The following is a 13634-nucleotide window of genomic DNA, read 5'->3' as shown; positions in this document are numbered from 1 at the left end:
CGTGGGCAAAACGCCAGTCAGAACATAGAGTTGGCGCCACGTTTTAAAGCGGTTTGCACGGTGCTAAACCCCTTATTTTTCAGCATTTTTTATAGAGGCACGGGATTACATGGAAATCGGTCTGCGCGAGTGGCTGATCGTCATCGGCATTATTGTCATTGCCGGTATTCTTTTTGATGGCTGGCGCCGGATGCGCGGTGGCAAGGGCAAGCTCAAGTTCCGCTTGGACCGAAACCTGTCCAACCTGCCCGACGACGACAGCAGCGCCGAGCTGCTGGGGCCGCCCCGTGTGCTGGATACCCATAAAGAGCCGCAACTGGACGAACACGACTTGCCGTCGATGAGCGCGCCGGTGCGTGAAGCTCGCGAGCCGTCGTCCAAGCGCGGCAAGCGTGGCAGTGCAGCGGTAGCCGAACCGCACCAGGGCGACCTGAACCTCGACGTTGATGACGGCCCGAGCTTCAGCAGCCGTGACAACGATTTCCCCGACGAGACCCCGACCAAAAGCGCAGCGCGCCAATCGGTGAACGACCAGCCTGCCGCCGAAGAAGTCCTGGTGATCAGCGTGATCTGCCGCGATGCCGGTGGTTTCAAAGGCCCGGCACTGTTGCAGAACATCCTCGAAAGCGGCCTGCGTTTTGGCGAGATGGATATCTTCCACCGCCACGAAAGCATGGCCGGCAATGGCGAAGTGCTGTTCTCCATGGCCAACGCGGTCAAGCCGGGCACCTTCGACCTGGACGATATCGACCTGTTCAGCACTCCGGCGGTGAGTTTCTTCCTCGGCCTGCCGGGCCCGCGTCACCCGAAACAAGCGTTCGACGTGATGGTGGCTGCGGCCCGCAAGCTGTCCCAGGAACTCAACGGCGAGCTCAAGGACGACCAACGCAGCGTCCTGACCGCCCAGACCATCGAACATTACCGTCAGCGCATCGTCGAGTTCGAGCGTCGCGCCCTGACACAGAAACGCTGAGGTTCGATCATAAGCGTTGTCTGTAGAATCCATGCACTAACATATTGAGCAGCTTCGGCTGCTCTTTTGCTTTATGAGAGAACACCCATGACCGCCGCCCATACCCGCATCCTCGAACTGCGCGCTGAACTGGATCAGCACAACTATCGCTACCACGTGCTCGACGAGCCGAGTATTCCGGACGCCGAGTACGATCGCCTCTTCCACGAACTCAAGGCCCTGGAAGCCGAGCACCCGGAACTGGTGACGCGCGATTCTCCGACGCAGCGGGTCGGCAGTGCAGCGCTGTCGGCGTTCACCCAGGTCAAGCACGAGATCCCGATGCTCAGCCTGGGTAACGCCTTTGATGAAACCACCATGCTCGAATTTGATCGCCGGGTCACCGAGGGCCTCGACCTGCCGGTGGGCGATCTGTTCGGCGCTGGCGCGGCGGTGGAGTACAGCTGCGAGCCGAAGCTGGACGGCCTGGCGGTCAGCCTGTTGTACCAGGATGGCGAGTTGGTGCGCGGCGCTACCCGTGGTGATGGCACCACGGGCGAAGACATCAGCGTCAATGTGCGCACCGTGCGCAATATTCCCTTGAAGCTGCATGGCACGGGTTGGCCGACCATTCTTGAAGTGCGTGGCGAAGTGTTCATGTCCAAGGCCGGTTTCGAGCGCCTGAACGCCTCGCAACTGGAAGTGGGTGGCAAGACGTTCGCCAACCCGCGCAATGCTGCGGCCGGCAGCCTGCGCCAGCTGGATTCGAAGATCACCGCCAGCCGCCCACTGGAATTCTGCTGCTATGGCATCGGCCAGGTGACCGCAGATATCAGTGACACCCATGTCGGTAACCTCAAGCAGTTGCAGAAGTGGGGCATGCCGATCAGCCACGAGCTGAAGCTGGCCAAGGGCATCCAGGAATGCCTGGATTACTACCGCGATATTGGCGAGCGGCGTAATGCGCTGGGCTATGAGATCGACGGCGTGGTGTTCAAGGTCAACAGTATTGCCTCACAGCGTGAACTGGGCTTCCGCGCCCGCGAACCGCGCTGGGCCATCGCGCATAAATTCCCGGCGATGGAAGAGTTGACCGAGTTGCTCGACGTGGAATTCCAGGTCGGCCGTACCGGCGCCGTGACGCCAGTGGCGCGCTTGAAACCGGTCAAGGTGGCCGGTGTGACCGTGGCCAACGCTACCTTGCACAACATGGACGAAGTGGCACGCCTGGGACTGATGATTGGTGACACGGTGATCATCCGCCGCGCCGGTGATGTGATCCCGCAAGTGGTCTCGGTAGTCACCGAGCGTCGCCCCGAACACGCCCGTGCGGTGCAGATCCCCGAGAGCTGCCCGGTGTGCGGCTCCCATGTGGAGCGCACGCAGTTGGTCAAGCGCAGCAAGGGCAAGGAAACCGTCAGCGAAGGCGCGGTGTACCGTTGCGTCGGGCGCCTGGCCTGTGGCGCGCAGCTCAAGCAGGCGATTATCCATTTCGTCTCGCGTCGTGCCATGGATATCGACGGCCTGGGTGACAAGACCATTGAGCAACTGGTGGATGAAAAACTCATCGGCTCGCCGGCGGATCTCTACAAGCTCAAGTATGAACAGATCATCGACTTGGAAGGCTTCGCCGATATCTCCAGCAAGAAGCTGATCAGCGCCATCGAAAACAGCAAGACGCCGACCCTGGCGCGCTTTATCTATGCCCTCGGCATTCCCGATGTGGGCGAGGAGACCGCCAAGGTGCTGGCGCGCTCCCTGGCTTCGCTGGAGCGTGTGCAGAAGGCCTTGCCGGAGGTGCTGACGTATTTGCCGGATGTGGGGTTGGAAGTGGCCCATGAGATCCATAGTTTCTTTGAAGACGACCACAACCAGGAAGTGATCGGTGCGTTGTTGGCAGCGGACGAATGCGGTCTGCAATTGCAGGACCAGGGCGACCTGAGCGCCGAATTCGCTGCCAGCACCACCTTGGGCGGCTTGCTCGACAAGCTGCACGTGCCTTCCGTAGGGCCGGGCGCCGCGCAGAAACTCGCGGACAAGTTCGGCACCCTTGAAGGCGTGATCAAGGCTGACTGGCTCGACATGCGCCAGGCGCTGCCCGAGAAGCAGGCCAAGGCCGTGCGCGACTTTTTCGACAATGCCGACAACGCCCATCGCGCCCTGGCCATCGAGCAACAGCTCAAGGACTTCGGCATGCACTGGCAGAGCGAGAAGAAGGTGGTCGAAGGCTTGCCGGAAGCCGGGCACACCTGGGTGCTTACCGGCTCCCTGGAGCTGATGAGCCGCGATGTGGCCAAGGACAAGCTCGAAAGTCTGGGAGCCAAGGTGGCCGGTTCCGTTTCGGCGAAAACCCACTGTGTGGTGGCGGGACCGGGCGCCGGCTCGAAACTGGCCAAGGCCAGTGAGCTGGGCCTGAAAGTACTGGACGAAGAAGCCTTCGTGGCCTTCCTGGCCAAGCACAACATCACCGTCTGATTGATCGTGGGAGCGATCTCTCAACACTGTAGGAGCGAGCTTGCTCGCGAAGAACCGGAGGACGCCGCTGTGAACCAGGCGCCCCGCGTTATCGTTAAGGCTCTTCGCCAGCAAGCTCGCTCCTACAGGGAGCAGAGGCGTGTTGAACGATCTCTCACGAGAAATGATCTAGTCTCTGTCACTCCAGGGGGAGATCGCCATGTTCCGCTACTTCGAGCAACTCAGTTCGCGCATCGCCGCGCCGTTCATGGCCCAACCTTCGCGCAACAGCAAGGTGTGGCAATGCCGGTGTGGCCAGTCGCTGTTCTTTCGCAACAGCCAATGCCTGGCCTGCCAGGCGGCGTTGGGTTACCGGCCGCAGCAAAGCCGCCTGTCGTCCTTGCAACCTGGGCCTGCGGTCGGTACTTGGCTGGCGGACGATCATCTCGATGCCGGCGCTTTCCGGCGCTGTGCAAACCTCGATTCACCCGCCGCCTGCAACTGGCTGATTCCTGCCCACAGCACCGCGACGCTGTGCGTGGCCTGCAGCCTGAACCGCACCATTCCCGATCTGTCGATTGCGCAAAACCCCGAACGTTGGCGCAAGGTCGAAACGGCCAAGCGCCGGCTGGTGGCACAACTGATCAGCCTGGGCCTGCAAGTGCTGCCCAAGAGTGTCGACGAAGACACTGGCTTGGCCTTTGACTTCATCGGCACCGACCTGCAAGGCAATGCGCCCACCACCGGGCATGCCAATGGCCTGATCACCCTGGACATCAAGGAAGCCGACGATGCCCACCGCGAAAAAGTCCGCGTACAGATGCACGAGCCGTACCGCACCTTGCTCGGCCATTTTCGCCATGAAGTCGGCCACTATTACTGGGATCGCCTGATTGCCGACAGCCACTGGCTTGAACCTTTTCGCGCCCTGTTCGGCGATGAGCGCGCCAGTTACGCCGACGCCCTCGACCAGCACTACCAGAACGGCCCGCGCCCGGACTGGCAACAAAACTGCGTCAGTGCCTACGCCACAATGCACCCTTGGGAAGACTGGGCCGAAACCTGGGCTCACTACCTGCACATGATGGATGCGGTGGACACTGCCCTGGGCTTTGGCATGAGCGCCCGCGAAATGGACCTGGATTACCAGCCGTTCGCCCTGGCGACGCTGTACGATCCCGAGCATCCTGGTGGCCCGGCATTCCTCAGCTTCGTCAACGCCTGGATTGAACTGGCCGGCATGCTCAACGAACTGTCCCGCGCCATGGGCCAGGCGGATTTCTACCCCTTCGTGCTGCCGTCGGCGGTGATTGCCAAGTTGCACTTTATTCACCTGGTCATCCAGGAAGAGGGCGGCAGGGCCGATGCGGTCCTGCAGGCACAATGATTAACCCCTGTGGGGAGGGGTAAGCCCCCACATTGGATGGCGCAATTGTTGAACGCCATGGCAAGTACTTGAAGCTTCTCATTTTTTACGGTTGTAACTTCCGATGAGATGGGTACAATGGCGCGGCTTGCCGAGAGGCCAGCGTCGTTATGGTGACCCCATCGGTCCCCCCGCAACGATTACCCGTGAACCTGGTCAGAGCCGGAAGGCAGCAGCCACAGCGGGAACATTGTGTGCCGGGGTGTGGCTGGTGGGGTTGCCTCCATAACGCTCCCTCCTGCGGTCCCTTCTTCGATTTCCATTCTATCCTGCCAGTGCGACGCCTGCCGTACAGTGCATGACGGTCATCTCACGACCAGTGGCATACTCCCAAGCGTCTCTTTCCACTGGCTACGAGGCTATATGCACTCGGAACATTTTGATTTATCCAGCCCTGTGTTCTTGCCAATCACCTATGAAACCTGTTCGGGTTTGTTGGTTTGCGACGGTGCTGGCGCGCTCGTAGCCCTGAGTGAACCGGAGTTGGCTGCAGTGCTGGTTATCCAGAATCTGGCGCAGGTGCCGGAGCCAGACCTGAGCGCCAGTGGTGCGGAAAAAGTCTTGGCCAAGCTCATTGACTGGGCGGTAGAGGCCAGCCATTCGACCAGCGTGTCCCTGCTTTCCGAAGCACAGCGGCTGTTCGACCAAAGGAAACTGTACTTCGGCCTCAATGTGGTCAAAGGCCTCAGGCTGCGTTTTCTGCTGGCGGAGGAAGTACAGGCGCGAGACTACCTGTTGCCCAGCGGCAAATGGGACTTTGAATATAAAGTGCGCCACCTCAAGGCAAATGACCCGTTCAGCAAACAGATGGTCACGCCCCGGCACCGCGAACGCTGGTTGAGCGCTGAGCAAGACAAGCTGGTCAGGACCTTCCGTGCCAACCTGAACGAAGACCTGCATGTCCAAGGCTACGCGGGTATCGGCAAGAGTCACCTGCTGGTGGCCTTGATGGAGCACCTGCGCCCGGAAAAAACCTTGCTGCTGGCGCGTACCCCGGCAAAACTGGAAACCCTGCGTGCGCGCATGGTGGGCGTTCGCGAGCGAAAGGCCGGGCATACCTTCTACGCGTTTGCGCATGCCTTGTTGCACGGCCCAAGGCCCAAGCCGCTGGATACTCAAGCAAGGGCGCCGAGCAAGCAGGCACTGGCTCGGGAGCTGAATATCTTCGGCTTCCGGCGCTTGGAGGGGCAGGCGGTGGTGGATGTCTGCCTCAAAGTGCTTGAAGCCTACTGCCGCTCCTGGGAATACAGCCTGTCGGCGAAGCATCTACCGCATTTCAAGCAGCCGCTGTCCAGTGTCGACGCCCGCGCATTGCTCGAATATGCCAGCCGGTTGTGGAGCTACCTTGAGGCGAATCCGGCCTGGGGCAGCCAGACGGGCTTTGAAGCCTTGTTGATGATCAAGCGCGCCAGCCTCGCCGGCTGCGTGGTGCCCGAGCGCTATACCCACGTACTGATCGACGAGAGCCAGGACATTCCGGCGCCGCTGTTGCAGATCATCGAACGCGGCCGCCAGGTGCTGATCACGCTCGGGGATGAGTATCAACAGGCCAGTGGCGGTGTGGTCAAGCGCTCCCGTGAAGTTCGCCACACGGACGTGTGCTACTCCGTGCGTTCGGGACGCAATGTCGAGCGCCTGGTCAACCCACTGATCAGCCAGCACTCGGATAAAAGCAAAGTGCTCTTCGAGGGCGCACGGGATGCCGACGTGGGTATCGAGTTTTACCCGCAGGGTTTCGTACCCCCGCAGGGTTGCGTGGTGCTGACCGCGTCCCATTGGGACACCATGAAGTGGGCCATGCAACTGAGCGAAGCCCGTTGCCCCTTCGGCCTGGCGAGCAAAGAGGCGCAGCAGTCGCTCAAATACTTCATGGATACGGTTGTAGCGCTGTTCAAGCCGGACTTCTACAGCAACGAGTTCAATGACAGCGGCCCTCATCCGTTTTTCAGCGATATGGCTGATTGGCAGCAGGTGCGTGAAGCCTGCCAGTTCGACGAGGCGTTCCTGTGGGTCGAGGCCGAGCTGGAAAAAGGCTTTAACCTGTCTGATGTCACGCGTTTGAACAGGCTGAGCGGTCATCCGGATGAGCGCTGTCTGTTGATGCTGGCCCAAGACGCCGGTGGCATGGAATTCGACCGGGTGCTGCTCACGCCCGAGTTGCTGACCAACGTGAAGTTCAAGGACGCCTACGCGTTCGACCAGCGGCTCTGCGCGGTCTATATCGCGATTTCCCGGGCCAGGATGCAACTGTACCTGCCCTACGATGTGGTGGAGTGGCTTGACTACCACCAGTATCAGAAGACCCGTGAATCCCATGGTTACTGACGGATTTACCAGGCTGTTTCACAACTTTCAAAAAGCCTTCTGGACAATCTGCAGACCACCTTGCTAGCTTCCGCCAGCCACTTGTTTCAGAGTATGACAAGGGTACGGAATTGATATTGAAGTGCTATCACTTCTTTCACTCACAAGGATGTCTGTCATGAAAAGCCTGCAAGGGTTGCCTCGTCTTATCAGTGCTTCGGTAGGCGCCCCCGGTAAAGCCCGCAACTTGGCCGCCGATGTTCAGTGCATCCAGTATTTATTCAACCTGATCATTCCAAAAATGGGCTTCGCCTTGCAGGAAAACGGCAAGTGCGACGGCCAGTTGGTGCAGTGCATCAGTCAGTATCAGTTCCGCCATCTCAAATACGCCCATCCTGATGGAGTAATCGACCCCACGGGGCGCACGTTCAACAGTCTGATCGAAGAGGCGGTAAAGGTACCGGTAAAGGCCTTCCCGACTATGCGCATTCCGACTTTTATCAATGTGTTCGGCAATAACAACGTCGATGCGGTGCAGGCCACGGTGAACGTCTATCTGGACCGTGTGCGTGCGATGATCGAAGCCGAGCGGCGTAACCGTCAGTTGATGCTTCAGGCCACCTGCGACGGCGGTACCACGCTCAGCGATACGGATTTCCAGAATGCCGCCAAGCAACTGGGCAACGGCATCTCGGTGAATGTGGTCAAGGCCTTCGCTACCGTGGAGTCCGGTGGGAAGGTGGGCTTCGGGCCGGCCAAGTTGCCGATCATCGCCTTCGAAGGCCACCACTTTCGCAAGTACACCAAGCACATCTACGATCAGTCGCACCCGCTGCTGTCGTACATCTACAAGAAAAAAGCCGGGCCGCAGTGGCAAACCAATAACAAGGACCAGGTCAAGGCCTGGGAAACCATGGCTACCGCATTCGCCCTGGACCAGGAAGCGGCATTGATGTCGGCGTCCTGGGGCATGTTTCAGGTCATGGGGTTCAACTTCGCATCCTGCGGTTTCAAGACGGTGTTTGAGTTTGTCGCCGCGTTGAAAGTGAACGCCGGTAATCAACTCAAGGCCTACATCAGCTTTTGCAGCAAGAGCACGGCGTTGATGAGTGCGATGAAAAACAAGGATTTCACAGCCATGGCCCGTAACTATAACGGCGATGACTACGGCAACTATGACGTGCTGATGAAACAAGCCTACGAAGCCTTTGAAGGGAAGAAATAAGATGATTCGTTTTCTGGCGATGGGCGTGTTGTCATTGTGCACGGCGGCGTCGGCACTGGCTGGCTCGCCAACCTTGCATTCGGGCAAGTACGAAGGGCTGATGCTGGCGGTGACGCCTGGGCATCAGGTCGAGGGCTTCTACGCCGAAGCGATGGGCGAGGGCGTGAGCCGCCGTTGCACCTTCTACCTGCAAGGCAAGCCTGAGGCGCTTACCACCTGGCTGGACTCTGCCTACCCTGGCAGTGTGGCTGTGGCGTCCGACGGCGTGATCCTGACGGTGGAGCAGGGCCGTCAACACCCCGGCTGTATCAACGTGCTGATGCCGGAAATCGCCACCGGCCTGGACCTGACCCAGACCGCCAGCAAAAAGTGGATCGGCCTGGTGACCGTATCCGCCGACAAGGCTTACCTGCGTAAAGCCCCGGGTGCCAAGGCCGCCAAGCGTCCCTACATCGTCAAGGATGATGTGGTGGGGGTGCTGGCGTTCAAGGATGGCTGGGCGCAGGTGGAGTTTATCAATGCTGACGAGCGCTCCTTTACAGGGTGGATCAGCCAGGACCAGTACGCGCGATTGGCCGCGCCGAAGCGCTGAACATGTGGACAAGCCCTAATGCCAGTCAGTTAAGGCTTTTGTAGGAGCGAGCTTGCTCGCGAGAAACCCATAGACGCCGCGTTTATTCAGGAGGCACGCGTTATCGTTGACGTTTTTCGCGAGCAAGCTCGCTCCTACAAAGGGCAATGAAGCCCCCTCCCACATTTAGGAATGTGTCAGCCAAAGGTTTCGCGCAGTAGCCCGGCAAATGCATCCCGCGCCAGATGCCGCTGGGTGTCCTTGTGCCAAAACAGCAGGTTGTCTACCGCTGCCAGTTCGTCAAACCGATAGGACGTCAGCTGATTGGCCTGCTCATAGCGCGCCAGAATGCCCTCGGGCGCCAGTGCCACGCCAATCCCCGCGCTGACGCAGCCGATGATCGTGCCCCAACTGGCATAGCTGGCAATTGCCGGCTTGAAGTCATGGGGCTTGAGCCAGTTTTCCAGGGCGGCGCGATAGGGGCAGCCTGGCGGCCATACCAGCAGCGTGCGACCGGCCAGGTCCTCGGCGCTGTGGATGGGGGCGCTGGAGGTGCTGGCGATCAACACCAGGCGCTCGCTGTAGACCACACTCTGCTCCAGCTTCGTACGTTTGCCACCGGCGGCCACCAGCGCTACGTCCAGGCGATGGTGTTGCAGGTCGTCCAGCAATTGCGTCCAGGCGCCGGTGACCAGTTCCAGGCTGACCTCGGGGTAGCGTCGGTGATATTCCGCCAGCAGCGGCGGCAGGCGGCCGCTGGCGCTGGATTCCACCGCACCGATGCGCAAGGTGCCACGGGGAATGGCGTTGGCATCCACCGCACGTTTGGACTCATCCACCAACGCCAGGATGCGTTCGCAGTAATCCAGGAAGATCTCACCCGCGGCGCTGATCGCCAGGCCGCGGCCGGCGCGAATAAACAGCGGCGTGCCCAGCTCGCTTTCCAGCTGCTTGATGCGTGTGGTGATGTTGGACGGCACACAGTGCAACTGCAGGGCAGCCTGGGCCACGCTGCCGGTTTGTGCCACGGCGCGCACCATTTTCAGTTGGGCCAGTTCCATTGCTCAGTTCCCGTGATTTCAGAAGTCAGAAACACTTAATTGTCCCAGGCCCGGCCTGGGCCAAGACTGACGGCATGCCTTCTCAATGTGTGGATGCCGTCGATGAATACCCCGTCACCTCTAAAGCTTACGCTAGTCATTGCCGGCGTCATCCTCTGTTGGGCCTATTCGCCGATTGGCGTGCACATGGGGCTGCATAGCTACAGCCCTGGTCAATTGGCGTTGCTGCGGTTCCTGATTGCATCGGTATTCATGGGGGGCGTGGCGCTGGTGGTCGGTATCGACCGCCCGCAGGTGCGCGATCTTCCCTGGCTGCTGGTTTTGGGTTTCTTCGGGGTGTTCCTGCACCACACCAGCATCAACAGCGGTCAGCAATGGGTGACGGCGGCGGCGTCCAGCGTGTTGGCACAGTCGGCGCCGTTGTTCAGTGTGTTGATCGCTTTTTTCTGCTTGAAGGAACGGGTCAGTGCCTGGCGCTGGGCCTGTGTGCTATTGGGCCTGGCCGGCGTGCTGGTAGTGATCTGGGGTGACCATGGGGTGGGCGAGATCGACCCTCGGGGCTTGCTGATCCTGCTGGCGGCGTGCTCGTGGAGTGTGTATTTCGCCATCGCGCGGCATTACGCCCATCGCTACAGCCCGTTGACCCTGGCGTGCTACATGGTGTGGTCCGGCACCTTGATGCTCTGCGTGAACCTGCCGGGCCTGCCTGCTGCCGTCGGACAGGCGCCACTGGCAGAAAACTCCGCCGTACTGGTGCTGGGCATTTTCCCCAGCGCCCTGGCGTATCTGGCCTGGGGTTATGTGTTGAAGCACGTTGAAGTCAGCCGCGCTTCGGTGGCGATGTACCTGATTCCACCGGTGGCCATGGTGATGGCCGCGACGCTGCTCGGCGAGCATGTGGCCCTGCAGGTGATGCTGGGGGCGGTGATCGTGCTGGCCAGCGTGGCCGCTATCAGCCTGGAGGGCCGCTGGCGTTCAATCGTTCATGCAGGACGTGCGCAAAAGCCCGCTGTGGGGCGAATCGGGCCAGCTTCGTCAGATTAGACGAGCGTGCCGGATGCAATTTCCCCCTTGCTCCGCTAGCATTACCGGCTTCCGCTTCCCAGTTGCGACGGTTTTCGATGAGTTATCAGGTTCTTGCACGTAAATGGCGCCCGCGCTCGTTCCGCGAAATGGTCGGCCAGACCCATGTGCTCAAGGCTCTGATCAATGCCTTGGACAGCCAACGGCTGCACCACGCCTACCTGTTCACCGGTACTCGCGGGGTGGGCAAGACCACGATTGCGCGCATCATCGCCAAGTGCCTGAATTGTGAAACCGGTATCACTTCAACGCCTTGCGGCACCTGTTCGGTATGCCGCGAGATCGACGAGGGGCGTTTTGTCGACCTGATCGAGATCGACGCCGCGAGCCGCACCAAGGTCGAAGACACCCGCGAGCTGCTCGACAACGTGCAGTACGCGCCGAGCCGTGGCCGCTTCAAGGTCTACCTGATCGACGAAGTGCACATGTTATCCAGCCACTCCTTCAACGCCCTGTTGAAAACCCTGGAAGAGCCGCCGCCCTACGTTAAGTTCATCCTGGCCACCACCGACCCGCAGAAACTTCCTGCAACGATTTTGTCGCGGTGCCTGCAGTTCTCCCTGAAAAACATGACCCCCGAGCGGGTGGTCGAGCATTTGACCCACGTGCTGGGCGTCGAGAACGTACCGTTCGAAGACGACGCGCTGTGGTTGCTGGGCCGCGCTGCCGACGGTTCGATGCGTGACGCCATGAGCCTCACCGACCAGGCCATCGCGTTCGGCGAAGGCAAGGTCATGGCTGCCGATGTGCGCGCCATGCTCGGCACCCTGGACCACGGTCAGGTGTTCGATGTGCTTCATGCGCTGATCGAAGGCGACGCCAAGGCGCTGCTCGAAGCGGTGCGCCACCTGTCGGAGCAAGGCCCGGATTGGAACGGCGTGCTCTCGGAGATCCTCAATGTGCTGCACCGCGTCGCCATTGCCCAGGCCCTGCCGGAAGGCGTCGATAACGGCCATGGCGACCGTGATCGCGTATTGGCCCTGGCCCAGGCACTGCCGGCCGAGGATGTGCAGTTCTACTATCAGATGGGCCTGATTGGCCGCCGGGACCTGCCCCTGGCGCCGGACCCGCGCGGTGGCTTTGAAATGGTGCTGCTGCGCATGCTGGCGTTCCGGCCGGCGGATTCGGCAGACGCGCCGAGACAGCCGCTAAAGCCAGTGGGGATCAGCCAGGCCACAGTTGATTCCGCCAAACCAGTGGCTGGCGCGGCAGTTGTTGCGCCAGTAGTCGCTGCGCCCGTACCGGTTGCACCGACGCCAGAACCTGTGCCGGTTGCAGCAGCGCCTGTGGTTGAACCTGCGCCGGTTGTCGAGCCAGAGCCTGTGGTCGACCTGCCCTGGAATGACCCGGTCGAAGCCGAAGCCGAGCCAGAGCCTGAGCAACAACCCGCCGTGGAGCCCATGCTGGAAACCGCCGGCGAGCAGCCCGAGCTGACGCCGATGCCGGCGCCGACCCCGGACAGCGTCGTGCCGGATGCCCCTGAATGGGTGTCTGCACCGGTCCCCGAGCCGACGGTCGCCCAGGTCGAGGCTGCAACCCCAGGCATTGACCTGGACGATGAACCGCCGCTGGATGAAGACTACATCGAGCCGGACATGGACTCGGCCTACAGCTACCTGGACGAATTGGCCAGTGAGCACACCGCCGAGCCAGCGCCCGAGCCCGAGGCAGAACCGGCTGCGGCCCCGGCCACCGGCCTGGCCCTGCAATGGCTGGAATTGTTTCCGAAATTGCCGATCTCCGGCATGACCGGCAGTATCGCCGCCAACTGCACCCTGATTTCCATCGAGGGCGACCACTGGCTGTTGCACCTGGACCCGGCCCATAGCGCCTTGTTCAATGCCACCCAGCAGCGTCGGCTCAACGATGCGCTCAACCAGTACCATGGGCGCACGCTGACCATCGCCATCGAGCTGATCAAGCCCGAGCAGGAAACCCCGGCCCAGGCGGCGACCCGTCGGCGCCTTAACCGTCAACGCGAGGCCGAGGATTCGATCCACGCTGATCCGCTGATCCAACAAATGATGCAACAGTTCGGTGCGGTCGTCCGTCACGATACTATTGAACCTGTCGAAGCCCCGGTGTCCCAGGCGTCATGACTCCGGGCTACTAACTTGATCCACGTACTTTTGAGGTGATTCCCATGATGAAAGGTGGCATGGCCGGCCTGATGAAGCAGGCGCAGCAGATGCAGGAAAAGATGGCCAAGATGCAGGAAGAACTGGCCAACGCCGAAGTCACCGGTAAAGCCGGTGGCGATATGGTCAGCGTGGTGATGACCGGTCGTCACGACATCAAGCGCGTGAGCATCGACCCGAGCCTGCTGGAAGGCGTCAGCGACGATGACCGCGAAGTGCTCGAAGACTTGTTCGCCGCTGCCGTCAACGACGCCGTGCGCAAGATCGAGGCCAACAGCCAGGACAAAATGTCCGGCGTGACCGCCGGCATGCAATTGCCACCGGGCATGAAGTTGCCGTTCTGATACACACTTTGGCTGGACTCAAATGCCGGGCATTGCGCCTGGCATTTTTTTTGGGCCGACGAAACATCGAACCTCA

General features: G+C 60.7%; 10 protein-coding genes, 1 other RNA gene and 1 pseudogene. 10 read left to right on the top strand and 2 right to left on the bottom strand.

The genetic code is table 11. The annotated features are described in order from the left end of the window. The first annotated feature begins 109 nt into the window (after window positions 1–109). Both zipA and ligA read left to right on the top strand, forming a co-directional pair. Window positions 110–973 carry a cell division protein ZipA gene (gene zipA / locus KVH01_RS24350; protein WP_043047056.1) on the top strand — a complete coding sequence of 288 codons (864 nt, stop codon included), beginning with the start codon at window positions 110–112 and terminating at the stop codon, window positions 971–973. A gap of 87 nt (window positions 974–1060) precedes the next feature. Then, window positions 1061–3427: an NAD-dependent DNA ligase LigA gene (ligA, locus tag KVH01_RS24345; RefSeq protein WP_217883196.1), complete on the top strand. Its 2367-nt coding sequence runs from the start codon at window positions 1061–1063 to the stop codon at window positions 3425–3427. Window positions 3428–3451: 24 nt separating this feature from the next. Here ligA and KVH01_RS30065 read toward each other — a convergent pair. Continuing rightward, window positions 3452–3541, bottom strand: a pseudogene (locus KVH01_RS30065) (outer membrane lipoprotein carrier protein LolA); the annotation flags it as partial. Between the two features lie 85 nt (window positions 3542–3626). Here KVH01_RS30065 and KVH01_RS24340 point away from each other — a divergent pair. From KVH01_RS24340 to KVH01_RS24320, 5 genes are all read left to right on the top strand, one after another. Beyond that, window positions 3627–4793 carry a zinc-binding metallopeptidase family protein gene (locus KVH01_RS24340; protein WP_043047054.1) on the top strand — a complete coding sequence of 389 codons (1167 nt, stop codon included), beginning with the start codon at window positions 3627–3629 and terminating at the stop codon, window positions 4791–4793. A 159-nt stretch (window positions 4794–4952) separates the two neighbouring features. Then, window positions 4953–5049, top strand: an RNA gene (gene ffs / locus KVH01_RS24335) — signal recognition particle sRNA small type. Between the two features lie 146 nt (window positions 5050–5195). Next, window positions 5196–7157 (top strand): hypothetical protein, encoded by a 1962-nt coding sequence (locus KVH01_RS24330; protein ID WP_217883195.1) that lies wholly within the window; start codon window positions 5196–5198, stop codon window positions 7155–7157. Window positions 7158–7314: 157 nt separating this feature from the next. Next, window positions 7315–8361 (top strand): N-acetylmuramidase family protein, encoded by a 1047-nt coding sequence (locus tag KVH01_RS24325; protein ID WP_217883194.1) that lies wholly within the window; start codon window positions 7315–7317, stop codon window positions 8359–8361. 1 nt (window position 8362) lies between these two features. Continuing rightward, entirely contained in the window at window positions 8363–8953 is a 591-nt protein-coding gene (locus KVH01_RS24320) for an SH3 domain-containing protein (protein ID WP_217883193.1), read from the top strand. 176 nt (window positions 8954–9129) lie between these two features. On the opposite strand, the gene KVH01_RS24315 is transcribed toward KVH01_RS24320, so the two are convergent. Beyond that, entirely contained in the window at window positions 9130–9993 is an 864-nt protein-coding gene (locus KVH01_RS24315; RefSeq protein ID WP_217883192.1) for a LysR family transcriptional regulator, read from the bottom strand. Window positions 9994–10095: 102 nt separating this feature from the next. Here KVH01_RS24315 and KVH01_RS24310 point away from each other — a divergent pair, with 102 nt between their 5' ends. From KVH01_RS24310 to KVH01_RS24300, 3 genes are all read left to right on the top strand, one after another. Next, window positions 10096–11037, top strand: coding sequence for a DMT family transporter (locus KVH01_RS24310; RefSeq protein ID WP_217883191.1), 942 nt, complete (start codon window positions 10096–10098; stop codon window positions 11035–11037). A gap of 77 nt (window positions 11038–11114) precedes the next feature. After that, a complete protein-coding gene (gene dnaX / locus KVH01_RS24305; RefSeq protein WP_043047048.1) occupies window positions 11115–13175 on the top strand; it encodes a DNA polymerase III subunit gamma/tau in 2061 nt (686 codons plus the stop codon). 44 nt (window positions 13176–13219) lie between these two features. Then, window positions 13220–13558: a YbaB/EbfC family nucleoid-associated protein gene (locus KVH01_RS24300; RefSeq protein ID WP_017527493.1), complete on the top strand. Its 339-nt coding sequence runs from the start codon at window positions 13220–13222 to the stop codon at window positions 13556–13558. Window positions 13559–13634 lie beyond the last annotated feature (76 nt).

It is taken from the genome of Pseudomonas khavaziana, assembly GCF_019145205.1.
In the GTDB taxonomy this organism is placed as follows: Bacteria; Pseudomonadota; Gammaproteobacteria; order Pseudomonadales; family Pseudomonadaceae; genus Aquipseudomonas; species Aquipseudomonas khavaziana.
This window is presented reverse-complemented; position numbering and strand designations above follow the sequence as displayed.

Excerpts from the sequence above, each read along its gene's own strand:
- KVH01_RS24330 (WP_217883195.1), top strand. The coding sequence starts at position 5,196 with ATGCACTCGGAACATTTTGATTTATCCAGCCCTGTGTTCTTGCCAATC.
- KVH01_RS24340 (WP_043047054.1), top strand. The coding sequence starts at position 3,627 with ATGTTCCGCTACTTCGAGCAACTCAGTTCGCGCATCGCCGCGCCGTTC.
- zipA (WP_043047056.1), top strand. The coding sequence starts at position 110 with ATGGAAATCGGTCTGCGCGAGTGGCTGATCGTCATCGGCATTATTGTC.
- ligA (WP_217883196.1), top strand. The coding sequence starts at position 1,061 with ATGACCGCCGCCCATACCCGCATCCTCGAACTGCGCGCTGAACTGGAT.
- KVH01_RS24315 (WP_217883192.1), bottom strand. The coding sequence starts at position 9,993 with ATGGAACTGGCCCAACTGAAAATGGTGCGCGCCGTGGCACAAACCGGC.
- KVH01_RS24310 (WP_217883191.1), top strand. The coding sequence starts at position 10,096 with ATGAATACCCCGTCACCTCTAAAGCTTACGCTAGTCATTGCCGGCGTC.
- KVH01_RS24300 (WP_017527493.1), top strand. The coding sequence starts at position 13,220 with ATGATGAAAGGTGGCATGGCCGGCCTGATGAAGCAGGCGCAGCAGATG.
- KVH01_RS24325 (WP_217883194.1), top strand. The coding sequence starts at position 7,315 with ATGAAAAGCCTGCAAGGGTTGCCTCGTCTTATCAGTGCTTCGGTAGGC.
- dnaX (WP_043047048.1), top strand. The coding sequence starts at position 11,115 with ATGAGTTATCAGGTTCTTGCACGTAAATGGCGCCCGCGCTCGTTCCGC.
- KVH01_RS24320 (WP_217883193.1), top strand. The coding sequence starts at position 8,363 with ATGATTCGTTTTCTGGCGATGGGCGTGTTGTCATTGTGCACGGCGGCG.